The organism is Bradyrhizobium sp. AUGA SZCCT0182 (genome assembly GCF_018130185.1).
Classification (GTDB): Bacteria; Pseudomonadota; Alphaproteobacteria; order Rhizobiales; family Xanthobacteraceae; genus Bradyrhizobium.
Genome location: NZ_JAFCLY010000017.1, coordinates 1 through 23,582, shown reverse-complemented (window position 1 = coordinate 23,582; position 23,582 = coordinate 1). Strand labels below are relative to the sequence as shown.

Here is a 23,582-nt window from a genome sequence, read left to right as displayed (position 1 = left end):
AATGTTTTGCGCGCACACGTACTTCACTCAAGTTCCTCCGCGACAAAATCGCATCGCGCGCGTCGCGATAACGCTTGCGAGCATTTCGGACGCGGTCCACTCTTGTTGCAAGAAGACGATGGGGGGCAGCGAAGGATGCAGGCATATCTCGCACGGCGATTGTTGGCGCTTGTCCCGGCGCTGTTCTTTGCCAGCCTGATTGTCTTCGTCATCGTGCGGCTGGTGCCGGGCAACGTCATCGACATGATGCTCGCCCAGAACGACGTCGGCGCCGACAAGCTCTCGCGTGACCAGCTGATCGCAACGCTCGGTCTCGATCGGCCGATGTGGCTGCAATATTTTCACTGGATCGGCGGCATTCTTTTTCACGGCGATTTCGGCCGCTCGCTCTGGCAGAACACGCCGGTGCGCGAACTGCTCGGCGCACGGCTGCCGGTGACGTTCCAGCTTGGCTTCATGGCGCTGATCATCGCGCTCTGCATCGCGCTGCCGATCGGCATCTATTCTGCGATCCGGCAGGACACCGCCGGCGATTATCTCACCCGCTCGTTCTCGATCCTGATGCTGGCGGTGCCGAGCTTCTGGATGGGCACCATGGTGATGGTGTTCCCGTCGATCTGGTGGGGCTGGTCGCCGCAGGTGAACTTCGTCGCGTTCACCGATGATCCCCTGCAGAACCTCAAGCAGATGATTCTGCCGGCGATCATTCTGGGCACCGCGCTGTCGGCCATCACCATGCGCCTGACCCGCACCATGATGCTGGAGGTGCTGCGCCAGGATTATATCCGCACCGCCTGGGCCAAGGGCCTGTCGGAACCGCTGGTCGTCATCCGGCATGCACTGCGCAACGCGCTGATCCCGGTGGTCACGCTGATCGGCCTGCAGGCGCCGATCCTGATCGGCGGCGCCGTCATCGTCGAGCAGATCTTCGTCATTCCCGGCATGGGGCTGTTGCTGCTCGACGCCATCAGCCAGCGCGATTACCCGATCATAACGGGCGTCAGCCTCGTGATCGGTCTTTGCGTGATGCTGATCAATCTCGCCGTCGACCTGAGCTACGGCCTGCTCGACCCCAAGGTGAGATACCGCTGATGACGCTGGCGATCGATATTCCGGCCACGAACGGCAAGACCGAGCGCAACGGCGTCCTCCGCTTCATGATTCGCCTGTTCCGCGAGAAGCCGCTCGGCGCCGCCGGCGGCGTCATCTTTATCCTGTTCCTGCTGTGCGGGATTTTCGCCGATGTTCTGGCGCCCTATGGCATGAACCAGATCAGCCCGCGCAACCGCCTGATGGCGCCGTCATGGGCCTACCCGTTCGGAACCGACAATCTCGGCCGCGACATGCTCTCGCGCTGTCTCTATGGCGCCCAGATTTCGGTGATCATCGCCTTTGCCGCCGCGTCGCTGGCCACCATCATCTCGATCGCGATCGGCATTCTCACCGGTTATCTCGGCGGCAAGATCGATCTCATCACGCAGCGTTTCGTCGACGCCTGGATGAGCTTTCCCGATCTCATCATCCTGCTGGTCGTGGTTTCGGTGCTCGGCCCCGGCCTGCCGCAGATCATCGGCACGCTCGGCCTGCTGCTCGGCATCGCCGGCTCGCGCATCATCCGGTCCGCCGTGGTGTCGGTGCGCGAGAACATGTATGTGCACGCCGCCCAATCGATCGGCGCCTCGACCGGCCGTATCCTGTGGCGGCACATCCTGCCCAACATCATGCCGCCGATCATCGTGCTGTTCACGACGCGCGTCGGCACCGTGATCCTCGCCGAGTCGGGCCTGTCGTTTCTCGGCCTTGGCGTGCCGCCGCCGACGCCGACCTGGGGCGGCATGCTGTCGGGCTCGGGCCGCACCTTCATGTTCCAGGGACCATGGCTGGCGCTGGCGCCGGGCCTCTGTCTCACGATCGTCGTTTACGCCACCAACGTGTTCGGAGATGCCTTGCGGGACCTGCTCGACCCACGCATGCGCGGATCAAGATAAGTCGCTGAATTAAGAATGCTGAATTAAGAATAAAGGAGGAAACCATGAGTGTTATTCGCAACGCCTGGCGCCTGGCCGCCGGGTCGGCCGCGATCCTGTTGGCGCTGGCCATGCCGGCATCGGCGCAAACCGAAGCAAAACCGCAATATGGCGGCACGCTCGAGATCGGCACCGTCTATGTGACGCTGTCGGCCCTGTCGTTCGACCCGGCCGACTGGAACTGGAAGCTCAACCACGACACCGGCAACTATCTCGAGCAATTGTTCGCCGCCGACCTCTCGAAGTCGAAGAAAAACGGCGGCAAGCATCCATTCTACGCCGACGCCTACCTGCCTTCCGACGCCATCCGTGGCGAACTGGCGGAAAGCTGGGAGTGGAAAAAGGATCCGTTGCGCGTCGAGATCCGCCTGCGCAAGGGCATCATGTTTCCGGAAAAGCCGGGCGTCATGCAATCGCGCGAACTGACCGCCGAAGACGTCGTGTTCAGCTATAATCGCCTCGCCAAGAGCCCGAAGGCCCAGGCCGGCTATTTCTCCTATGTCGACAAGGTGGAAGCCACCGACCGTCACACCGTGGTGTTCACTTTCAACTCGTTCCATGCCGAGTGGGATTATCGCTTCGGCTGGGGCTACTACTCCCCGATTTACCCGAAGGAAATGGCCGACGCCGGCGCCACCAACTGGAAGAACGGCAACGGCACCGGGCCGTTCATGCTGACCGACTTCGTGCAGGGCAACTCCAACACCTACTCCAAGAACCCGATCTACTGGGACAAGGAGAAGATCGGTGGTGCCGAGTACAAGCTGCCCTTCGTCGACAAGGTGGTCTACCGCACCATCAAGGATGAGGCGACGTTCCTCACCGCGCTGCGCACCGGCAAGCTCGACATCCTCGAGACCATCCGCTGGTCCGCCGTCGACGAATTGAAGAAGAGCGCCCCGCAATTGCAGTGGTCGAAATGGCTCAACATGAGCGGCACGTTCCTTGCGATGCGCGTCGACACCAAACCGTTCGACGATATCAGGGTCCGCCGCGCGCTCAATCTCGCCGTCAACAAGCAGGAAATCGTCAAGGAATTTTACGGCGGCAACGCCGAGCTGTTCGCCTATCCGCAGCATCCCGATTACGGCGGATACTTCGAACCGCTGTCGGCCATGCCTGACTCGGTCAAAGAACTGTTCACTTACAATCCCGAGAAGGCGAAGAAGCTGCTGGCCGAAGCCGGCGTGCCGAAGGGATTTACCTTCAAGGTGCAGGTCTGCTCATGTTCACCCGATCACATTGACCTGATTCCGCTGCTGGCGGCCTATCTCGAGCAGGTCGGCGTCAAGATCGAAATCCAGACCATGGAATATGGCGCGTTTCTTTCCGCCATGACCACCAAGACCAACGCGGCCGGTTATTTAATGAACAACGGCCACACCAACCCGACGCGCTCACTGCACAAGAGCTTCTTCACCAAGGAGGTCTGGAACCCGTCGCAATGGTCCGATCCGAAGCTGGACGCCAAGCTCGATGAAATGTACCGCACGTCGGACGAGGAAAAACGCGTCGAGATAATCCGCGATATCACCCGCGAGATCGTCGACAAGGCGCCATACATTTGGCTTCCGACGCCCTACATCTTCACGGCCTGGTGGCCCTGGGTGAAGAACTATGCCGGCGAACTTCGCGCCGGCGCCGTTCGTCCCGGGCCGATCTACGCCCGGATCTGGATCGATCAGGAACTCAAGAAGAAGATGGGCCGTTGAGCGGGACCGCGGCGATGACGCGCCCACTGCTGGAAGTCAAAAACCTGACGACGCGGTTCCGCACCGAGCGCGGAACCGTGACCGCGGTCGATGGCGTATCGTTTCATGTCGATCCCGGCGAGACGCTCGCGATCGTCGGCGAGTCCGGGTCCGGCAAGAGCGTGACCGCGCTCTCCGTGCTGCGCCTGATCCCGAACCCGCCCGGCCGTATCGAGAGCGGCGAAATCCTGTTCGACGGCACGGATCTGTTGAAGCTCGACGATCCCGGCATCCGCGCGGTCCGCGGCAACAAGATCGCGATGATCTTCCAGGAGCCGATGTCCTCGCTCAATCCAGCGCTGACCGTCGGCCTCCAGGTGGCCGAGCCGATCAACGTGCATCGGGGCACGCCGTGGGAGAAGGCCTATGAAGCTGCGACCGAACTGATCGGCCGCGTCCGCATCGGCGATGCCGCGAGCCGGCTCGGCTCCTATCCGCACCAATATTCCGGCGGCATGCGCCAGCGCGTGATGATCGCAATGGCGCTGGCCTGCGCGCCGCGCCTGATCATCGCGGACGAGCCGACCACGGCGCTCGACGTCACGGTGCAGGCGCAGATTCTGGATCTCCTCAAGGAAGTCACGCGTGAGACCGGCTCCTCGCTGATCCTGATCACCCACGATCTCGGCGTCGTCGCCCGCTACGCCGACCGTGTCGCGGTCATGTATGGCGGCCGCATCGTCGAGGTTGCCCCGGCGCGCGAGCTCTACGCCCGGCCACAGCACCCCTATACGTCGGGCCTGATGGCTTCCGTCCCCCGCCTCGATGGCGGCGGCGGACGGCGCCTGATGCCGATCGAGGGCCAGCCCCCTGATCTGGCCAGCCTGCCGCCCGGCTGTTCCTTCGCGCCGCGCTGCCGCGCGATCCTGGATCAATGCCGAACCGCGAAGCCTGAGCTGGTTGAGGTCGCCGACCGTCACGCCAAAGCGTGTTTCGCCCATGTCTGACGCGCTGCCCGAGCCATCCGTCGATACCATCCTCCGGGTCGAGGATCTGAAGGTTCATTTCCCGGTCACCAAGGGCATCATCCTTCAGCGGCAGGTCGCGACCGTCAAAGCGGTCGACGGCGTTTCGTTCACGATCCGGCGTGGCGAGACACTGGGTCTCGTCGGCGAAAGCGGCTCCGGCAAATCGACCACCGGACTAGCGGTGCTGCGGATGCTGACGCCGACCGCCGGACGGATCGTGTTCGAGGGACAGGACATCGCCCCGCACCGCGGCGCCGAACTATTGGGTGTGCGGCGCCGGATGCAGATGGTCTATCAGGACCCTTATGGCTCGCTCAATCCGCGCATGACGATCCGCAGCATCGTCGGCGAGCCGCTGGCCGTTCATGGCCTCGATGGCGACAAGGCGGCGACCCGCGACAAGATAGCTTCTCTGATCGCTTCCGTCGGCCTGTTGCCCGATATGGCCGATCGCTATCCGCATGAATTCTCCGGCGGCCAGCGCCAGCGCATCGGCATCGCCCGCGCGCTGGCGCTGGAGCCGAGCCTCTTGATCGCCGACGAGCCGGTGTCCGCGCTCGACGTCTCGATCCAGGCGCAGGTCATCAACCTGTTCATGGATCTGCAGGAGCGGCTGGGGCTGACCTATCTGTTCATCGCGCATGATCTGGCTGTTGTCCGCCACATCTCGACGCGCATCGCGGTGATGTATCTCGGCCGCCTCGTCGAAATCGCCGACCGCGACGATCTCTATCGCAATCCGCTGCACCCCTACACCGAAGCCCTGATGGCGGCGGTGCCCGTCGCCGATCCCGAGGTGGAGGCGCGCCGGCCGCGTGCGGTGATTTCAGGTGAAGTGCCGAGCGCGCTGCGGCCGCCGCCCGGATGCAGCTTCCACACCCGTTGCCCCCGCGCCATGGCGGTGTGCAAAACCGATCAGCCGCCGCTCCGCGAACTCGGTCCGGGACGCGCGGTCGCCTGTCATCTCCATACAGGCTGAACTCTCGTTAAATTCTGAAGGGACGGGTTCCTAGCGCGTTGTCATTTTTGTGGCGGCGAGGCCGCGCCGCACTTACAAGTTTTGTTTGCCAAACCCCGCAAGCGAACGAATACTCACCTCCATAATAAAAAACGGGAGGTAGCGTCATGACGAGCAGGCTTGCATTCGGTGCGACCGTGGCTGCGGCAGTGTTTCTTGCCACCGGCGCCTCGGCGCAGACATATGAAGTTACCAAACTCGTTCCAGGCTCGGCGTTTCACGGCGTTCATGGGCTCGGCATCGACAAGGCCGGGCGGTTGTTCGCCGGCAGCGTCGCAGGTGCGGCGCTCTACGAAGTCGATCGCACGAGCGGCACGGCCAAGATCGCGGTTGCCTCGCCGGAAGGCATGGCCGACGACATCGCATTTGCCCCCGACGGCACCATGGCGTGGACCGCATTCCTGACCGGCGACCTCTACTCGCGAAAGGGCGACGGCCCGGTCAAGAAGCTGGCCTCCGGCCTGCCCGGCATCAACTCGCTCGCGTTCCGCAAGGACGGACGGCTCTATGCGACGCAGGTATTCCTCGGCGACGCGCTCTATGAGATCGATGTCGAGGGCGCCAAGCCGCCGCGCAAGATCATGGAGAAGATGGGCGGCCTCAATGGATTCGAGTTCGGGCCGGACGACAAGCTTTACGGCCCGCTCTGGTTCAAGGGCCAGGTCGCCAGGGTCGACGTCGACAAGGCCGAGCTGACTGTGGTCGCCGACGGTTTCAAGATTCCGGCGGCGGTCAATTTCGATTCCAAGGGCAATCTCTGGGTCGTGGACACCGCGCTCGGCCAGTTGGTGCGGGTCGATCCGAAGTCCGGCGCCAAGAAAATGGTGGCGCAGCTCAAGCCCTCGCTCGACAACCTCGCGATCGATGACAAGGACCGAATCTTCGTTTCCAACATGGCCGATAACGGCATCCAGGAGGTCGATCCGGAAACCGGCGCTGCCAAACAAGTCATCATCGGTAAGCTGGCGTTGCCCGGTGGCATCGGCGTCGTGTCCGACGGCGGCAAGGACACCCTCTATGTCGCCGACGTGTTTGCCTACCGCACCGTCGACGGCGCCACCGGCGAGGTCTCCGAGCTTGCCCGCATGCATGCCGACGGCGTGACGCTGGAATATCCGATGAGCGCCACCGCGAGGGGCGACGACGTGATCCTGTCGAGCTGGTTCACCGGCACGGTGCAGCTGATCGACCGCAAGACCGGCAAGACCAGGGAGATGCTCCACGACTTCAAGGCGCCGCACGACGCCGTCAAGCTCGGTGACGGATCCATTCTCGTCAACGAACTCGGCAGTAAATCGCTGATCCGCGCCAGTGGCGAGCACGGCAAGGACCGTACTGTTCTGACCGGCGACCTGGAGGGACCGGTCGGCATGACCGCCACCGCATCGGGCGATGCGGTCTATGTCACGGAAGCCTTCGCCGGCCGCGTATCGAAGATCGGAACCAACGGCGAGAAAACAATTGTCGCCAAGGACCTGAAAATGCCCGAGGGCATCGCGCTCGGACCCGACGGAATGCTGGTCGTCGCCGAAGTCGGCGCCAAGCGCATTGTCGGGATCAATCCGAAGGATGGGACCGTCACCGAGATCGCCGGCAACCTGCCGATCGGCCTCGCCCCTGCCCCCGGCGGATTGCCGTCCAACATCCCGACCGGCGTCGGCGTCGGCGCGTCCGGGGTGATCTACTTCTCGTCGGATTTGGAGAACGCGATTTACAAGGTCACGAAGAAGTAGCGTGAGCGCGCGCGAGCGTTAAATCGGTATGCGTGTCGCTTTTACACCACACCTCCTTTGGGTGTGACCACTCGCCTCGCACCAAAGTTGCACAATGGAATCAATCAGTTCGGCAGATCTTTGCCGCCGCTGCAATCACCTAAAAAAACAGCCTGCGCGAGGCAGGCTGTTTCATTGTCTATGTCGCCTTGCGTGCATTGCAGGAAGTGTCGCTGCGCCGCCTGACCCGCTCAGTTCAGCTTACGCTTCGGGATCGGCGCCTCGAAGGTCGCGATCTCGGCGGTCTGCGGCGCCTTGCCGTTGAAGGTCAGCACGTTACCTTCGCTGGAGATCGCCACGCGGTCGCCGTCGGCGACCGAGCCTTCGAGGATCATCTCGGCCAGCGGATCCTGCAAATTGCGCTGGATCACCCGCTTCAGGGGACGCGCGCCATAGGCGGGATCCCAGCCCTTGGCGGCGAGCCAGTCGCGCGCCGCGGCATCCAGCGTGAGCGTGATCTTGCGCTCCTCCAGGAGCTTCTGCAGCCGCGCGAACTGGATCTCGACGATCCGGCCCATCTCGCTCTTCTGCAAGCGGTGGAACAGGATGATCTCGTCGACCCGGTTGAGGAACTCGGGGCGGAAATGCGCCCGCACCATCCCCATCACCTGATCGCGCACTTCAGACGTGTCCTCGCCTTCCGGCTGGTTCACCAGGAATTCCGAACCGAGGTTCGAGGTCATGATGATCAGCGTGTTGCGGAAGTCGACCGTGCGGCCCTGACCGTCGGTCAGCCGGCCATCGTCGAGCACCTGCAACAGCACGTTGAAGACATCCGGATGCGCCTTTTCGATCTCGTCGAACAGCACCACCTGATAGGGCCGCCGCCGCACCGCTTCGGTGAGCGCGCCGCCCTCGTCATAGCCGACATAGCCCGGAGGCGCGCCGATCAGCCGCGAGACCGAGTGTTTTTCCATGTACTCGGACATGTCGAGGCGGACCATCGCGGTCTCGTCGTTGAACAGATATTCCGCCAGCGCCTTGGTCAGTTCGGTCTTGCCGACGCCGGTGGGCCCTAAAAACATGAACGAGCCCATCGGGCGGTTCGGGTCCTGCAGCCCGGCGCGCGAACGGCGGACCGCGGTCGCGACCGCGCGCACGGCTTCGGCCTGGCCGACCACCCGCTGGCCGAGACTGCCCTCCATCTTCAGCAGCTTGTCCTTTTCGCCCTCCAGCATCTTGTCGACGGGCACACCGGTCCAGCGCGACACCACCTGCGCGATGTGGTCGGCGGTAACCGCCTCTTCCATCATCTCGCCGGGGTTTTCCTTGGCTTCGATGTCGGCAAGCTTCTTCTCCAGCTCCGGGATCCGGCCATAGGCCAGTTCGCCCGCGCGCTGGAATTCGCCGCGGCGCTGCGCGTTGGCGAGTTCGATGCGCAAGGCATCGAGTTCGCTCTTTAGCTTCTGGGCGTCGGAGAGCTTGTTCTTCTCCGCGCTCCAGCGCGCCGTCAGCGCCGCCGACTTCTCCTCGAGCTCGGCGAGTTCCTTTTCCAGCGTCTGCAGGCGACTCTTGGAGCCGGCATCGCTTTCCTTCCTCAGCGCCTCCTGCTCGATCTTCAGGCGGATGATCTCCCGATCCATCGTATCGAGTTCTTCCGGCTTGGAATCGACCTGCATCTTGAGCCGCGCCGAGGCCTCGTCCATCAGGTCGATCGCCTTGTCGGGCAGGAAGCGGTCAGTGATGTAGCGATTCGACAGCGTGGTGGCGGCGACCAGCGCCGAATCCGTGATCCGCACGCCGTGGTGCTGCTCGTATTTGTCCTTCAGGCCGCGCAGAATCGAAATCGTGTCCTCGACCGTCGGCTCGGAAACGAAGATCGGCTGGAACCGGCGCGCCAGCGCCGCATCCTTTTCGACATGCTTGCGGTATTCGTCGAGCGTGGTGGCGCCGATGCAATGCAGTTCGCCGCGCGCCAGCGCGGGCTTCAACAGGTTGGACGCGTCCATCGCGCCGTCGGCCTTGCCGGCGCCGATCAGCGTGTGCATCTCGTCGATGAACAGGATGATGCTGCCTTCGGCCGAAGTGACCTCGGCCAACACGGCCTTCAGCCGCTCCTCGAACTCGCCGCGGTATTTGGCACCCGCAATCAGCGAGCCGAGGTCCAGCACCAGCAGCTTCTTGTCTTTCAGGCTCTCCGGAACGTCGCCGTTGAGAATCCGCAGTGCCAGGCCCTCGACGATCGCGGTCTTGCCGACGCCGGGTTCGCCGATCAGCACGGGATTGTTCTTGGTGCGGCGGGACAGCACCTGAATCGTGCGGCGGATTTCCTCGTCGCGGCCGATGACCGGATCGAGCTTGCCGTCGCGCGCGGCCTGGGTGAGGTCGCGGGCATATTTCTTCAGCGCGTCATAGGCATTTTCCGCCGTGGCGCTGTCAGCGGTGCGGCCCTTGCGCAGGCTTTCGATCGCCGCGTAGAGGTTCTGCGGCGTGACGCCACCCTTGCTCAGGATGGTCGCGGCCTCGCTGCCCTTCTCGAGCGTGAGGCCCAGCAGCAGCCGCTCGACGGTGACAAAGCTGTCGCCGGCCTTTTCGGCGGCCTTTTCCGCAGCGTCAAACGCGCGCGCCAGTTCGGGGGCGAGATAGACCTGGCCCGCGCCGCTGCCGGATACTTTCGGGAGTTTGCCCAGCGCATCCTCGGTGGCTTTAAGGATGGCGCGGGAGTTGCCGCCGGCACGGTCGATCAGACCGCCGGCAAGGCCTTCGCTATCGTCCAGCAGCACCTTGAGCACGTGCAGCGGGGAGAATTGCTGGTGGCCGTCGCGCACGGCCAGCGATTGCGCAGACTGGATGAAACCGCGCGCGCGCTCGGTGTATTTCTCAATATTCATTCTTCACTTCCCTCGGCCTGCCACCCCTACCCCGAAGGCATAAGCGCGGCATCTTCATTGGGTTTCCACGCGGCCGCGCTGACTTTCCTCAACCAGCCGGTGGTCGTCGCCATCATTTTTCAGGCTTGGCGCAAATGTGGGCATGTCAGGCCAAAAACGGAAGAGGCCGATTTTGCAATTTCAGCGTAGTGGCAGGCTGCAAAAGAATCTCTTAAAAGGCCGGATGACCTCACCAAAACCCCCTGAGATCACCGGTATCTACCGCTATCCCGTCAAGGGCCTGACCCCTGAACCGCTGCCGCGAGCGGCCCTGACCGCTGGCGAGACCCTGCTGGCCGACCGCCGCTACGCCATCGAAAATGGCCCTAGCGGCTTCGATCCGGACGCGCCGAAATGGCTGCCAAAACCGCACTTCCTGATGCTGCAGCGGGACGGCTGGCTGGCGGCGCTGCAGACCCATTTCGACGATGCCAGCCACGTGCTGACCATCCGCCACAACGGTGCGATCGCGGCCCAGGGCAACCTTGAAACCGCCGAGGGCCGGGCCGCCATCGAGCAGTTCTTCGCCACCAGCCACGCCGGCCAGATCAAGGGGCCGCCAAAAGTGCTGACCAGCCCCGGCCACAGTTTCTCCGACGTCGCCCGCAAGGTGGTCTCGATCATTAATCTCGCCAGCGTCCGCGCTATCGAGAACATGGTCGATCACCCCGTCCATCCCCTGCGCTTCCGCGCCAACCTCTATGTCGAGGGCTGGCCGGCCTGGCACGAGTTCGACCTGCTCGACCGCACGCTCGCGATCGGCGACGTCAGGCTCAAGGTGGTGAAGCGGATCGTCCGCTGCGCCGCCGTCAACGTCGACCCCGACACCGCGGAGCGCGATCTGGCGATCCCGCAGGCGCTGCAACGCAGGCTCGGCCATGGCGATTGCGGGATCTATGCCGAGGTGACGGCGGGCGGCAGCATCGCCGTCGGCGACGCGCTCATGGCGGAACAGCCGGAGCTGTTGTGAGTTGCTGTCGTCCCGGCGAACGCCGGGACGACAGCATTGGTGTTGCTGCACTGAATACACCTTCGCGATCTCGCGGCCTGATATGCCCGAGCTTTGCCAGAAATTTCCTTGCCCTCTTCAAATAGAGGGCGCAGGGAAGACCGGGCGCGCGCTGCACCCGCGGTCTCGCGTGCGGTTTGCACAAAACAAAGTGCACACGAGCATACAGGGCAGCGGAGAACACCCGGCCTTCCCTGCGCAATGGCTTTACGGCTTATGCCGTGATCTCCCCGGAGACGAGTTCTTGGTTGACTCCGTCGCTGCCGTTCCCGCTTGCGCTTCTCCGACAGCTTGACACCTGCAACGGGTGCCAGGACCACACGGTTTTGCCGTACGCTTATCCACGCCGTCGTCGAGACGTAAACCAGCGTCCACCGCAACCCGTCCAACGTCCGTGACGACGGCCGACGCCCTCTGAGTGGGACGGGATGGCGATAGATGCGCACTGATTTGGGTCGACCGACAGCAGAAATATTTTTGATTTACAGAAATTTTCTACTTGACACGATTTCTGAAACTCAGAACTGATTTGCCCGTCGGGCACTCAGCCGTCATTCCCCGATGCGCAATTGCGCATCGGGGAATGACGAGGGGGAGAGACGACTCAAGAACCCCTTACGTCACGCACCGCCCGGGCTGGAGCAGCTTGGCCACGTCGGTCAGGACGCTGACCGGCGGCTCGCAGGCGATGGCGATTTTCTTGGACGCGGGCTTGGTCGCCGGCGGTGTCGGCGCCGGACCATTGCGCGTTTCGTTGCGCACCGCTTTCGCAACAGGCACGCGGACCAGCACCGAGGTATCGGCGACGCCGTCGTGGCGCAGCGCAATGGTCTGGGTCTGCCCGGCCGCCGCGGGAACCGATGCGCGGTCGGACTTGCCGGCGCGATTGACGCCGGTTTCGGGCGCCGCGGCCGTAGCCTGGCGACTGCCGATCAGGTCGTGGGCGAATGCGAGCTGGACCGCGCCCGCACCAAGGGTCAAAGCGATCGCGAGCGAGCCGAAAATTCCCTTATGAATCTGTGACATGTTGCTGTGTCCCTCGCCCCATGGCGATCATGAACACAACACGAACCAGGCCGTGCGGGTTCGGCGGACAACCGATCACTTAACCGTGTACGAAAATATTTGACGGCGCCTGGAACGACTCCCCGGCTTGTGAGTCTTTCCAAAAGCCGGTCATTCCCCCTGCCCCATAGACCGGTGATGTGGGGCGCGACCGTGGTGATGCCGGTCGCGCCCCGCTTTTTTTCGTTGAATTCATTGCCGTATTTGGCGAGCGCGGTGGTTCCGTCCCTACTTTCGTCCCTACATCGACCAGCGGGATTGCCGGAGCCTGCATGGCGCGTGAGCGCTATGCGATGACCAACGCCCCCGAGAGGCCGTATCGAAGGTCAGCCTACCGGGAGCTTTGTAAGCGCCTCGCGCAACCTCGGGCCCGGCCCAACGGTGTATTTCGCGGGGTTTTGCGGGTCGCGGCGCTCTTCCGGAATGATTTCGATTTGCACCATTTCCGGCGAGTCCAAATTCTCATTCGCCCACGATACCAGCACGTCCTCACCCAAGGTGAGAAGGTTATGGATCAATGTTTCGAAGTCGGCGCGGATCGAAGATGGGTCGGTGGCGTTCTTGCCATCCTTGATCCGGTACCAGATCGGCTCGGAGAGCTTCTGATCTGGATCGCGCCGGATGTTTTCAATTACAAGCCTGCCGCTGTAGCCGTCAGGATGTTCCACAGCGTTTCGCATTGCGATTGCATGCTCTACCCACGGAGCCGACGCGACAAACATCTTCGTTCTGGCGTCATCCGAGCCGAAAGTCTCCGTTGCTATGTCAATCAGCGACTTCCCACCCTTCCGTGCCTTTGAGAACTCGCTCGCCTCGGTAAACGAGGTGCCATAGAGCTTATTGATCACATAAAGAACATCGCGAATGTAATTCTTCGCCTCATATAGAAAGTTGTGGCAGTCCGCGTCCAATCGCTCAATCTGCGGAATCTCAACCGGCGCGTTGGGTGTCTGAGGCGGCTTATACTTGCCAGCCGCTTCCGCGAACGACTTCTTGAACGCATCTTCGATTTCCCAGCATCGCAGCAATTTCTTCATCAGTGACTCAAGATAAAGGCCACCTACTTTGTCCTTGAACTCTTTTGTACCCTTGCAGTTCTCCAGAATCTTTAGATTCTGAAGCGATAGACGTGCAACGATTGGGTTGGTGGTACCGTGGCTGGCAAACTTCTTAAACTCGAATGGCATGGCGACCTCTGGGGATAGCTTCAATTAACACGACGCATTATGCCGGGACCGTACTGAGCTTCACCTTGAAACGTTTGTGCCCTAACCGTGAGCCGAGTTCGTCCCCTATGTCCCTGGTTAAATAAGGCAAGGTGGCGTCACACGACGCCTTCGATACAAAAAATATCGGATTTCCTGCCGGATAGTCTGACGTAAGGGTCACCCCGTTAAGATCCAACTGAACCGCCGCCTTGTAAGCCTTGACCATTGAACGCACTCCTTTGCTCATGGTTCAAGGGGCATATACAACGGAGAAAAACGACTGCAAAGGACCTAGCGCCTCGTTTGCTAAGCTGGATTCGCGTAGTCAGATGCGAATTCAAAAACGTCCAGCAATCATCATCCGCAGAACTTGGCTTGTAAGCTTACGCTTCCATTGAGGATTCACTGATGCTCACAGCCACTGCCAAATGCGAATCCAAAAATGGTGCGATCAATTTTCAGAAATAGCGGAATCTGGCGCCACGGTTAATTGACAGTCCATCGGAGTTTCTCGGGCCGCGCACTTAAACTCAAAGAGACGCAGCAAACTTACGCAAATGGCGCATGCGGTTATCGCTGCGCAAGTCCGGCTTCGCAGCCACAATCTGGTCCAGCACATCACCAAGCTCATAAACGCCATGGCTCTGATTAGCGTTGATGCACGCAGCCAAAAGCGTCAAAACATGTACAGGGAAGCTCTTCAACAGAAGAATGGTGGCATTCTCGTTCGGATCGAGCCCGAAGTCAGAATTAACCGACCACACTTCGAAATGCGTAAGGTATGGCAACACGCATTTAAACGCCTCTTCGAAATAACGCGGACCGACACGAGCGGGAACGCGAGCAAAATCGTTCGCAGACTGAGCCGACTGTAAGTCGGATTCTAATGGCCACACCTCTTCGAAGAACGCTTGCCCGAAATGCGGCCACGGTATGAGTTCGTCGTCATCATCGCTTTTAGTTTCGTGAGGTGAACGAATCATAGTCGAAAACTGCCAAGCGACCGCCCCTCTCACATCCTCTTTCGCGAGTCCGATTGCGGTGCGCATCCTTGCGGTATCCACCTTGTATCCCACCTTGCTATTTCGCGACCAAATCCAAATCATCACGACTATCTCCGCCAATCGACGCTTCGCCTCGGGCGAAAGAGCCGTAGATGACAGCCGCCTGAAGGCGGAATGCTGAAGTTGTTGCCAAATTGGAGGCGATGGTGCGCGGCTATATTTGGCGAACGCCTCCCATAACCTATCACTTTCCTCCCCATCGCCCTTCATGGGATTCAACACAAGCTCATTAAGCCAGTCTTTGTCCGCCAGAAAAAAGTAATTCATCTGGATGGCCATTCGATTGGCTAAGAGCTCCTTTGCGCGACCATCCAGCGCCTTCAATCCTTCAATAAGGATAGTGTCTAGCGGCGGACGCTCTCCCTTCCTTGGTATCGCGGGACATCGCCGCATGAATACAGATAATAGATGCCCAAGCGGCTCATTAAGCGCCGCAGTAGTCAAATCTATATTAGCTTTCGTATCATCAGGGCTCGACTGCATGTTTGCGATACGGGCTGCGCCCGGCAACAACGCAAGCCACAATTCCGTTGAGCCCGCAAATCGCGGCGCTCTTTCATCCGCAGCATCGACCCAATAACAAAGCCGCGCCGTCAGTTCGGCAAAATTAAACGGCGAAAGCACGTCCGCCAATTTGGCGATCCGCTCGATGATATGTTTGTCTTTCTGCGGATCGTCGTCCTTAGTGTGACCGTATGAAAGCAAAAGATGCCAAGCCTTAGCCACCGCCGCTTCGTCCACCGTGGTCCCGTCTTCAAGCTCCTCCACTATGCGTAGCTTACCTTCTATCGTCTGCGCGAATGCTTCGGCATTATCGCCTTCGCCAAATTGCCGCTTTGATTGTGCTAGCCTTGCAAGAAGCTGTCCTTTGGGTACGTCCTTAAATTCATCTGGGCTGCCATCCGGTACCCACGACACTTCAACACCCGGCAAGCCCACTTCGACAGCAGGAACCACCTTTGGAAAGCCCGGATCGACAGCTCTTCTCTCTGCGACTAGCTTTTTCAAATCATCAGGAGCGCTCGGGTTAGAATCAACAATTCTTGCTATCTCATAATCTCGACCGTAGTTTATTTCTAATTCGGATAAGGACTGCTCTTCATCATCGTCGCGAGCCGGCGGGCCGCCTAGAAGGCGCTGCCGAAGCCATTCCTGAAACTCATTCGGTACATCGCCCCATCTTAGTGCACGGAGGGTCGCGATTTCGGGGTATGATAGTCGGAGCCAAAATGCGTTGTCTTTTAGTTCAAACAAAAACTTGCCCACGGATGCGCCAGATTGGATGCTGGGCTCCCACATCGAGAAAGCGGCAAGGCGATTGAAAATTCCTCCGTACTGATAAATCCAGTTGTCCGAGACTGCTTTAGCCGCGTGCAAATCTTTCTTTGCCAGCGCTTCAAATGATTCTGAAAGCAACCTAACAATCGGAACGAAACTTCGGTTATATTCGTCAGCGTCTTTGGTGTCATCATCGCCGTCGTCACCCGTCTGTTTCACTTCCGGAATAAAGACGCGATGGACAAACAAATTCGGCAAATCGCGATTCTCTGATAGCCAATCCAGCTTCTGCGCGATGGCCAATGTATCCTTCAGCGCGACCGTTCCTACGTCCAAAATCCGATGCAACATTTCCACAGACAACGACGCAAGGTCACTGCGCGTCAAGCGGGCGCTTCGTAGATTCGATGAGTGTAAAGCAGCCTCAAACTCCCAATGCACCCACCCTATCGGGTCTTCGTTAGACGCTTCACGTGCCTCGGCCCATACCGAAAGCTCCTTCGCCTTCAGCCTTGGACGAAGTAAGCTGACTAGCTGATCTAAATCGTCCAGCTGAACGCGCCGTTCATTGATCTTGTCCCTCAGGCCATACAAGAAATGAAAATCTTCCCGATAGACGGCATCTTTTGCGGATACCTTAAAGAGATGCCACACCAGTTGCATTCGACTCGGCATCTCAGCTTTGCGCGCGTGAGATTCTAGAAACTCGAATAGTGCGACGGATTCATTTCCGATGCTGCCCCGAATCTTCTTCAACGCTCCCACCGCCCACGTGACTGTCGCTCGCTCGGACAATCGATCTTGCGCCCATAAGGAGAGCAAATAATCTCGCTGTGAAAGTTGCTGCTGTATCATTTCTAGCTAGCCCACGTTCAGCGGATTCTTTGTCGCTTCAATTGCAGCGCTTACTGCGTCAATCCAAGCGAACTCCACCTTTAGGCCCGTCATAAATCGAATTGCGTGGGCAAGCTCATCTCGGGTGAGAACTGACAGAAGATCTTGGACGTAAGCCAACTGAAACGGTGATGCTTCCTGATGTCGTCCGGTAGTATGCATTCTCAGCTGTGCTTCTAGCCACGAAGACTCATCTCGCGCCCACTCTGACCACTTATGGATAGATTCCCAAAGGGGTGCAAACGCATTTCCGGCACGACGCTTGAAGAAAATGGCGGTGATCTCCTTTGCGCTCCACACAGCCTGTTCAATGGCTTCGGTAGAAGTTTCCGCCAAATCGGTGATCGCATATGGCTTTTTCATATCGTCATAGAGTGAAGCGTCCTCACCGATGGCGTCCATTAGGTAGCGCATCGGTGGATCGTCAGCAGAGTAACCAATGAGGACCAAAGTATAGCGCCGGATGAGATCGTAGATGTAACTTCCGATCACGCCGGATCGAAGATACATTCGTGCGAAGTCTCGGCTCGACAGAATATAGTTTGCCCCGCGTGCGTCGTCGCTCAGGGAGCCATGTAGATGAATTATACCGGCAAAATCATGAGCGCCTGAACGCGGAGCAATTCGGGCATCAAAGCTAACCGCTGAACTGCCAAACTCCGCTTTCCACGCCTCTTCGAACAGCAAATCAAAGTTGGTTGTTACAACTCGGCAGGTCGGCGGCTGCGAAAGGTCACCGTAGGGGTTTGCTGCTACCGACAGACGAAGTATATCGCGATGAGTTTCGCTGTGGCTTTTACCGCCCAGCACCTTTTCAACTGCATTGCGCACGTGGCGAGTTTTGGGTCGCCCCTTTCTGTCTGGATCGTACCGCTTTTCTAAAGCGGAAAAGAAGCGATCAAACTGCTTTTCGAGGAACAACGTCGCTTCCACATGCCGAGCGGGTGAGCGGTATGCGGCTTCTAAGGCACGCTTCCGTGCGGCGGGCGTCTGTAGCTTTCGTGCTTTCGACAGAACTCCATGAAGGTCGTCATTAAGACCCTTATACACATCGAGCGCCAATCCCTCGAATAAGGGAAGGTTCGACGGCACCGACACGCCCGCCCCGGCGAGAAAGAGCACGCTGCCCTCCCTCCATTTTCTAATTAGATCGTTTGGAATATCGGGGCCATCCGGCACGAAGCGCATTTAAGATTTCTATTGCCCGGCAGGAGTAAAACAGCGAGTTGAGCGTAGCCTATACATGTTATGATTGCGTCCAGCGTTTCGGCAATAGGATTGTTCGGCGTCCCGATCAAAATACTGATCGGCGGGGCAGCCAAGACTGCTGATGAGCACACGAATCAGCGCGCGGCACTTATCATCGGCCTCGATGTTGCGGGAGTGGGGCCAAAAGCTCGTTATCCTCCTAAACCCAGCACCGAATCGGACTCGGAGGCAAACCTCATTATTGTTTGCGCTCTAGCCGATGCGGAAGGAAAGATAAGCGTTTCGTTTGCAGCAAACCAATTTCCTAGGGTCGGAGGCTAAGTGTTCGCTACCCGATTTCAAAATATTTCATCGCTGCGAACAGTACGCGCCTCCGTTCTGCCCGCATTGCCCTATCGGCCAGAGGGACCCGTGAGCAATCGAAATACTTTGACGATTTGGTATTGCGTCTTCAACAGCACCGGGACGAATTGGAAATATTTCCACGCGAGCGCGGCGCGTTGTCCCGCGAGCGCCATTGGCGACGCGGCTTATCGCTATCATCACCTCGGAAAATATTGCCGATTCGGTTGCGTACCCATAGTACCCTTCGTACCCATGCTTCTCAGAGTCTGTAGGAAATGTGGGTGTTTGCCACCATGTAGCCAAACGTCTACCTAGCCAGGCGCTGTTTGTGCCCTGATTTTCCAATAGTTCTATGAGGATGGGTACGAAGGGTACTATGGGTACACATTGGGGAATTTCAATCACTTAACGCCAATGCCCAATGGGTACGAAGGGGACGCCATGGGTACGCCTGATGTGAAATGAGGCGTACCCCTCATGCCGGAGCGTACCCATGGGGCGAGCGCGTACCCGTCAATGAGCATGGGTACGAGTGTAGCCCTTGCCTTGCTCGCCCCGCCAATGGACGTTGCGGTGATGCTTCCACCCGAGCGCCGACTCCATCACGGTCCGCAGCCGTTGCGATAGCCCTTTGGTCCGGCGCTCGGCGTTGATGCCCAGCGCGTCGAACAACTCCCACGTAAAGATGCGATCGGGCGGGCGCGGGTCTTCCTCCGGCTCGAACTCCCCGGCATACCAATCCCGTTCACGTCCGCCTAGGAAGGCGCTCAGCACGTCCGCCCAAGGGTCATCGGTGGTTTGTCGGGTTTGCTCTTCTGCCGCCACGGACCACAGGGCTTGCGGCAAGACGTGGGACTCGCCCGCCGCTTCGCGCGCGACGGCTTCCGCCCATAGCTGATCCCGGTCCGCCGCGATGCCCGCCACGTCCACCCGGTCCGTCAACTCCAAGGGCCAGAAACGCCGCGCCCCGGTCGAGTCCTTCAGGTAGCCACCTTCGTTGACCGTGGCGAGGAAAACGCACCGCCGGGGATGATCTTCCACAATCCGGCCATATGGGTCACGCTGGCGATCCGTTCCACGCGACATGAACGCTTTCAGAATACCCGTTTCAACTTTGTTCAAAGAGTCAATTTCTGCGAACTCCACGCACCACACGCCGCGAAGCTTCATCGCCGCGTCCTTATCTCTCAGACTTCCCATATCAGTGTCCGTGAACCACTGGCGTCCGAAGTAGGCTTGCACCCCTGTTGATTTGCCGAACCCCTGCGGACCCTTCACCACGGGCATGGTGTCCAGCTTGCAGCCCGGTTGCCGGACGCGCCGCACCGCGCCAATGCCGAAGCAAGCCGACACGGACCGGGTGTAGGGGGTATCGCCGCAACGGAAGTAATCGACGAAGAATCTGTCAAGGCGCGGCACCCCGTCCCACGTCAATCCGTCGAGGTAGTCAAGCACGGGGTTGAACTTATTCTGATAAGCCACGGCCATGATTGCATCGAACACATGTTTTTCGCCGGGTTCGTACGCATTACCTTGGAAAACGTTAGAGAGATAAAGGCGCACGATGCGAAGCGTATGATCGTCAAGTGTAAAGCCGTGCGATGCATCCCAAGGAGCATTCCGAAACACCACCGTTTGGCTCATTTCGTTCCACGCCGGATCAACACCGGATTGAAGAACGGCGATGAAGGCATTGGTGTAGGTATCTTCGGCCTTTGAGTTTTTCGGATTGACTTTGATACCGCGCCGCTCAATGGACGTCACTTGCTTGTTTCCGGAAGCAGCTTCCAAATCGACCTCCTCACCTTCAAAGTCTTCATGCGCGGCGTCTTGATCGGGCGGCAACACGTCCAATTCGCCCGCTTCGGAAAGGAAGTGGCGCAACGTGCCGATGGTGACGACGGCTTCCCCGCCTTTGTCGGTGTGGAGTGAATCCCAACGGCGGCCGATGTGTTCGGCGTCGTGTGCGTATTTGGGATCGCCAATGCTCCAATCGATCCATTCTTGCCGCGCGTCGCCAAGCGTCGCGTGGTGAATGGCCATCATGAGCTTCAGCCACTTTTCGTTGGTGCCGAAGTCTTCGGGATTGAGACGGGCCAACACGGTTGCGGCTTGCTCTTGGTCAAGCTGGCCACCGGATGTAACGGCCGTGCGCTGCGGGCGCGTGATCAGCCGCAAGAAGCTGTCCGGAATTTCGGGGAGCGCGTCCAACGCGGGCGCGTTGTTGTCCCACACGTAATAGTTCAGCGTGTCCGGGTGGATCGAACCGGCGGCGACGACTTGGCGTCCCTTGCTCTTAAACTCGACACCGGGGAAATCCTTCAGCGTGTCCAACAGGGGCACGTCGGCGGGCTTCTTGGCGTAGTAGTGACGGCCGCCGCTTCCGGTGATCACACACGGGAAGATCGCTTCATCAAGACCAAGCTCCAAGGTGAGATTGTCCCACCCTTCATCACCACCATTGCGCGGATCGATGTCGATCACGACGATTTCGGCCGGGAGACGCAAACCCACATTATGGTTTTTCTCCACGCACCACTTCAGCACCTTGGCGCTGTCATAAGGGCGCTTGTTCCAATCGATGTGCAGCGGGCGCTTGCCATCCTTGATGATGCGCACCGTGCCATCGGACATGGTTTTGGTGTGTATGGCGTCGTACCGATAGAGCGGGACGAACGTTCCGTGTGAGCGGGTGTACCGCTCCAATTCAACGGGATTGAGCTTTATTAGTTTACGCGCGCCGCTCGGCGCGCTAGGCTTCGGATTAGTCATTGAACAGTCTTTCCGCCCCGTGAGCGCGCCAACGCTCGCGGGGCTTTTTGCATCGTACGAAGGAAAAACTGTCTGGCCCGCGGCCTTACCGGCGGTGACGGCTCTTGTGGTTACGTACCCAAGCGGCGGCCTTGGACCGACGCCAAAAGTGCACGACGCCGATAGTTAGGTCGGGCGACGGAAAGTCGTACATTCCATGCGCGTTGTAGACGTACATGGTGCTGACCTTCAGCCCCGCCAATTCTGCAAACTCGGAGATTCGAACAAGTCCCTTCATAAACCACCTCTCCAATTTTATATCTCATTTCGAAATGCTTCTAAACTAACGTTTCTAGTCGTGTCTTGCTCCTCGGCCCGATTTCTTACCAGTGCGCTCTTCCGAATCGCGAACCGATACGTGGGCAGTCTGGCGCCGATCGTGCGCAATGGCGCCCAGGGCAGCGAGCTAGCGACTGAACGATGGAGAATGCCGTCCTCACAAGACACCCTGATGGAAGCTACCAAGAAGCGCGCCGCCAAGCTGGAAGCCAAAGGCAAGCCGGCGGTCGACTTCGAGGAGCTGCTCAGATGGAGGCGGACGGCGTACGTCCAACATCCGGAACGTGAAGAGCAAGCACTGGACGCGTTGGCTTGGAGCCGAGAACCGCTGCGTGGTGCCGTTCAACTCGTTCAGCGAGTTCAACAAGGCCGAGGGTGGCGACATCTGGTTTGCGCTCGACGAGAGCCGTCCCCTCGCCTGCTTCGCCGGCATCTGGATTAACTGGACCTCCGTCCGAAAGGTTAAGGAAGGTGAGCCCACCAACGACATTTACGCATTCCTGACGACTGAGCCGAACATCGAAGTCGGCGCCATCCATCCCAAGGCGATGCCGGTGATCCTGACTGCGCCAGACGAGGTCGAGACCTGGATGACCGCTACGCCTGACGAGGCGCTGAAGCTGCAGCGGTCGCTTGCGGACGGATCACTGCGGATCGTCGCCCGCGGCGTCAAGCTTGACGCAACGTGATCCGCGTCAATTCAGAGGGACGACCGAGCCGCAGCGCGAAGCCGGGCCACAGCCCGGTACCGTCATTCACGTAGAGCGTCATACCGTCGACGTCGTAACGGCCCGAGACATAGCCGGCATTGGCGCGCGCGGCCAGCCGGTCGATCCCAAAAATCAATCCGCCGTGCGTATGTCCGGAAAGTTGCAGCGCCACGCCGAGCTTCGCGGCGTATCGCGCGTCGCTCGGCTGGTGATCGAGCAGGATAACAGGAACTCCTTTGGGAGCGCCTTCGAGGACTGTGGCAAGGTCTCGGGCGAGGACGTCCAGTGCGACGCGACGCTCGGTCGGTGATGCCGGCGAGAATCAGTTTGCCGCCGTCGCGATCGAGAACAATGCGCCTATTCTCCAGCGAGAGCAGTCCTAACGCGGCGAAGTGCGCCATCCACGTGCTGTAGCCGAAAATATATCGTGATTGCCGGAGATCGCGTAGACGCCGTCGGTCGCCTTTAGGTCCTGCAGCGGCTCTATGTCGGCCCGCCCCGCATCAAGCGTGCCGTCGATCAGATCGCCGGTGCTCACGATCATGTCCACGCCGAGTTTGTTAGATCTCTCGACAACGGCGCGCGCCCATGCAGCGGGAAACAGACGGCTGGTGTGAAGATCGCCCAGTTCAGAATGGTGTAGCCGTCGAATTGCCGCGGAAGTTGGCGGATACCGACCTCTACATCTTTCAGCGACGGAATCCGCATCGCCTGATGGACGCCAATCGCCGCCGCGAAGGCAGCCAAAGCACCCAATGCGTAGCGGATACCATCGGGCGCGCTCACGATGCCCCCGTGGATCAGCATACCGACTAGAAGTCCGACATCGAGCAGCAGTTGCAGCAGCGCCAGCAGGAAGATCGAGCAGTGGCCAGATGAAGCGGGTTAGGATCAGCAGATAGATCAGGCCGAATATGAGTTGGGGAATTGGTTCGCTCCGGATTCGATCGGTGCGGCCTTCGTACACGAGGCCCAGCACAATCTCGACCTTAATCGGCTTGACTCGGGCTGTTGTCAGGCGGCTTCCTCAGCGCGGTCGGGCGCGCAACCTTCCCGCTTGAAATTCATGAGGTTCAGCAGGTGGCCAGTCGCCCGAGCATCACAAAGCGCACGGTGATGCGTCTCGAGTTCGATTCCGTAATGCTCGCACCAGCTTCCCGAGACCGTACGACTTGTGCCCTGGGTAGCGCCGACGCATTCCGGATGACCGCTTTGCGCCGATTGTGTTGAAGAAGTCGGCGAACTAATCGTTCTGGATAGATCGAAGAGACAACGCACGCGGGCCTCTCTGCGCTCAAGCGGGC

17 protein-coding genes and 1 pseudogene are annotated in these 23,582 nt (G+C 59.7%); 8 read left to right on the top strand and 10 right to left on the bottom strand.

Annotated features, from left to right (window positions below; translation table 11 throughout):
- Positions 1 to 135 precede the first annotated feature (135 nt).
- The 6 genes from JQ611_RS18995 to JQ611_RS18970 all read left to right on the top strand — a co-directional run bounded on the left by JQ611_RS18995 (position 136) and on the right by JQ611_RS18970 (position 7,497).
- On the top strand, positions 136 to 1,092 hold the full coding sequence (locus JQ611_RS18995; protein ID WP_212267122.1) for an ABC transporter permease: 957 nt from the start codon (positions 136 to 138) through the stop codon (positions 1,090 to 1,092).
- Positions 1,092 to 1,988 carry an ABC transporter permease gene (locus JQ611_RS18990; RefSeq protein WP_212267119.1) on the top strand — a complete coding sequence of 299 codons (897 nt, stop codon included), beginning with the start codon at positions 1,092 to 1,094 and terminating at the stop codon, positions 1,986 to 1,988. Before JQ611_RS18995 ends, JQ611_RS18990 begins: the two co-directional genes overlap by 1 nt.
- Positions 1,989 to 2,032: 44 nt before the next feature.
- Positions 2,033 to 3,739: an ABC transporter substrate-binding protein gene (locus JQ611_RS18985; RefSeq protein WP_212466261.1), complete on the top strand. Its 1,707-nt coding sequence runs from the start codon at positions 2,033 to 2,035 to the stop codon at positions 3,737 to 3,739.
- Positions 3,740 to 3,753: 14 nt separating this feature from the next.
- Entirely contained in the window at positions 3,754 to 4,725 is a 972-nt protein-coding gene (locus JQ611_RS18980) for an ABC transporter ATP-binding protein (protein WP_212267113.1), read from the top strand.
- Positions 4,718 to 5,725 (top strand): ABC transporter ATP-binding protein, encoded by a 1,008-nt coding sequence (locus JQ611_RS18975; protein WP_212267110.1) that lies wholly within the window; start codon positions 4,718 to 4,720, stop codon positions 5,723 to 5,725. The genes JQ611_RS18980 and JQ611_RS18975 overlap by 8 nt, the downstream gene beginning before the upstream one ends.
- 146 nt (positions 5,726 to 5,871) lie before the next feature.
- Positions 5,872 to 7,497, top strand: a complete 1,626-nt coding sequence (locus JQ611_RS18970; RefSeq protein WP_212466260.1) for an SMP-30/gluconolactonase/LRE family protein — start codon at positions 5,872 to 5,874, stop codon at positions 7,495 to 7,497.
- Positions 7,498 to 7,727: 230 nt separating this feature from the next.
- Here the strand turns inward: JQ611_RS18970 and clpB are convergent, their stop codons facing one another.
- On the bottom strand, positions 7,728 to 10,367 hold the full coding sequence (clpB, locus tag JQ611_RS18965; RefSeq protein WP_212466259.1) for an ATP-dependent chaperone ClpB: 2,640 nt from the start codon (positions 10,365 to 10,367) through the stop codon (positions 7,728 to 7,730).
- A gap of 223 nt (positions 10,368 to 10,590) precedes the next feature.
- Here clpB and JQ611_RS18960 point away from each other — a divergent pair, with 223 nt between their 5' ends.
- On the top strand, positions 10,591 to 11,376 hold the full coding sequence (locus JQ611_RS18960) for an MOSC domain-containing protein (protein WP_212466258.1): 786 nt from the start codon (positions 10,591 to 10,593) through the stop codon (positions 11,374 to 11,376).
- A gap of 654 nt (positions 11,377 to 12,030) precedes the next feature.
- Here the strand turns inward: JQ611_RS18960 and JQ611_RS18955 are convergent.
- From JQ611_RS18955 to JQ611_RS18935, 5 genes are all read right to left on the bottom strand, one after another.
- Positions 12,031 to 12,441 carry a hypothetical protein gene (locus JQ611_RS18955; RefSeq protein ID WP_212267098.1) on the bottom strand — a complete coding sequence of 137 codons (411 nt, stop codon included), beginning with the start codon at positions 12,439 to 12,441 and terminating at the stop codon, positions 12,031 to 12,033.
- A 365-nt stretch (positions 12,442 to 12,806) separates the two neighbouring features.
- Positions 12,807 to 13,667: a hypothetical protein gene (locus JQ611_RS18950; protein WP_212466257.1), complete on the bottom strand. Its 861-nt coding sequence runs from the start codon at positions 13,665 to 13,667 to the stop codon at positions 12,807 to 12,809.
- 551 nt (positions 13,668 to 14,218) lie between these two features.
- On the bottom strand, positions 14,219 to 16,885 hold the full coding sequence (locus JQ611_RS18945) for a hypothetical protein (protein WP_212466256.1): 2,667 nt from the start codon (positions 16,883 to 16,885) through the stop codon (positions 14,219 to 14,221).
- Positions 16,886 to 16,891: 6 nt separating this feature from the next.
- Complete coding sequence (locus tag JQ611_RS18940) at positions 16,892 to 18,112, bottom strand: SIR2 family protein (RefSeq protein ID WP_212466255.1); 1,221 nt, start codon at positions 18,110 to 18,112, stop codon at positions 16,892 to 16,894.
- 879 nt (positions 18,113 to 18,991) lie between these two features.
- Positions 18,992 to 21,250, bottom strand: coding sequence for a VapE domain-containing protein (locus tag JQ611_RS18935; protein WP_212466254.1), 2,259 nt, complete (start codon positions 21,248 to 21,250; stop codon positions 18,992 to 18,994).
- Between the two features lie 337 nt (positions 21,251 to 21,587).
- Here JQ611_RS18935 and JQ611_RS18930 point away from each other — a divergent pair.
- Positions 21,588 to 22,257 (top strand): annotated as a pseudogene (locus JQ611_RS18930) (SOS response-associated peptidase family protein).
- On the opposite strand, the gene JQ611_RS41785 reads toward JQ611_RS18930, so the two are convergent.
- The 4 genes from JQ611_RS41785 to JQ611_RS18920 all read right to left on the bottom strand — a co-directional run.
- Positions 22,238 to 22,450 (bottom strand): hypothetical protein, encoded by a 213-nt coding sequence (locus JQ611_RS41785; RefSeq protein ID WP_249133291.1) that lies wholly within the window; start codon positions 22,448 to 22,450, stop codon positions 22,238 to 22,240. The pseudogene JQ611_RS18930 and the gene JQ611_RS41785 overlap by 20 nt on opposite strands.
- Before the next feature lie 207 nt (positions 22,451 to 22,657).
- Positions 22,658 to 22,882, bottom strand: coding sequence for a metallophosphoesterase (locus tag JQ611_RS41780; RefSeq protein WP_249133298.1), 225 nt, complete (start codon positions 22,880 to 22,882; stop codon positions 22,658 to 22,660).
- Positions 22,819 to 23,064 carry a hypothetical protein gene (locus JQ611_RS41775; protein WP_249133302.1) on the bottom strand — a complete coding sequence of 82 codons (246 nt, stop codon included), beginning with the start codon at positions 23,062 to 23,064 and terminating at the stop codon, positions 22,819 to 22,821. The genes JQ611_RS41780 and JQ611_RS41775 overlap by 64 nt, the downstream gene beginning before the upstream one ends.
- A gap of 228 nt (positions 23,065 to 23,292) precedes the next feature.
- Positions 23,293 to 23,582: hypothetical protein (locus JQ611_RS18920; protein WP_249133290.1), on the bottom strand; the 290-nt coding region annotated here is incomplete at its 5' end.

What these genes read in the sequence shown, in the direction of transcription:
- JQ611_RS18995 (WP_212267122.1), top strand. Translation starts at nt 136, where the DNA reads ATGCAGGCATATCTCGCACGGCGATTGTTGGCGCTTGTCCCGGCGCTG.
- JQ611_RS18990 (WP_212267119.1), top strand. Translation starts at nt 1,092, where the DNA reads ATGACGCTGGCGATCGATATTCCGGCCACGAACGGCAAGACCGAGCGC.
- JQ611_RS18985 (WP_212466261.1), top strand. Translation starts at nt 2,033, where the DNA reads ATGAGTGTTATTCGCAACGCCTGGCGCCTGGCCGCCGGGTCGGCCGCG.
- JQ611_RS18980 (WP_212267113.1), top strand. Translation starts at nt 3,754, where the DNA reads ATGACGCGCCCACTGCTGGAAGTCAAAAACCTGACGACGCGGTTCCGC.
- JQ611_RS18975 (WP_212267110.1), top strand. Translation starts at nt 4,718, where the DNA reads ATGTCTGACGCGCTGCCCGAGCCATCCGTCGATACCATCCTCCGGGTC.
- JQ611_RS18970 (WP_212466260.1), top strand. Translation starts at nt 5,872, where the DNA reads ATGACGAGCAGGCTTGCATTCGGTGCGACCGTGGCTGCGGCAGTGTTT.
- clpB (WP_212466259.1), bottom strand. Translation starts at nt 10,367, where the DNA reads ATGAATATTGAGAAATACACCGAGCGCGCGCGCGGTTTCATCCAGTCT.
- JQ611_RS18960 (WP_212466258.1), top strand. Translation starts at nt 10,591, where the DNA reads ATGACCTCACCAAAACCCCCTGAGATCACCGGTATCTACCGCTATCCC.
- JQ611_RS18955 (WP_212267098.1), bottom strand. Translation starts at nt 12,441, where the DNA reads ATGTCACAGATTCATAAGGGAATTTTCGGCTCGCTCGCGATCGCTTTG.
- JQ611_RS18950 (WP_212466257.1), bottom strand. Translation starts at nt 13,667, where the DNA reads ATGCCATTCGAGTTTAAGAAGTTTGCCAGCCACGGTACCACCAACCCA.
- JQ611_RS18945 (WP_212466256.1), bottom strand. Translation starts at nt 16,885, where the DNA reads ATGATACAGCAGCAACTTTCACAGCGAGATTATTTGCTCTCCTTATGG.
- JQ611_RS18940 (WP_212466255.1), bottom strand. Translation starts at nt 18,112, where the DNA reads ATGCGCTTCGTGCCGGATGGCCCCGATATTCCAAACGATCTAATTAGA.
- JQ611_RS18935 (WP_212466254.1), bottom strand. Translation starts at nt 21,250, where the DNA reads ATGACTAATCCGAAGCCTAGCGCGCCGAGCGGCGCGCGTAAACTAATA.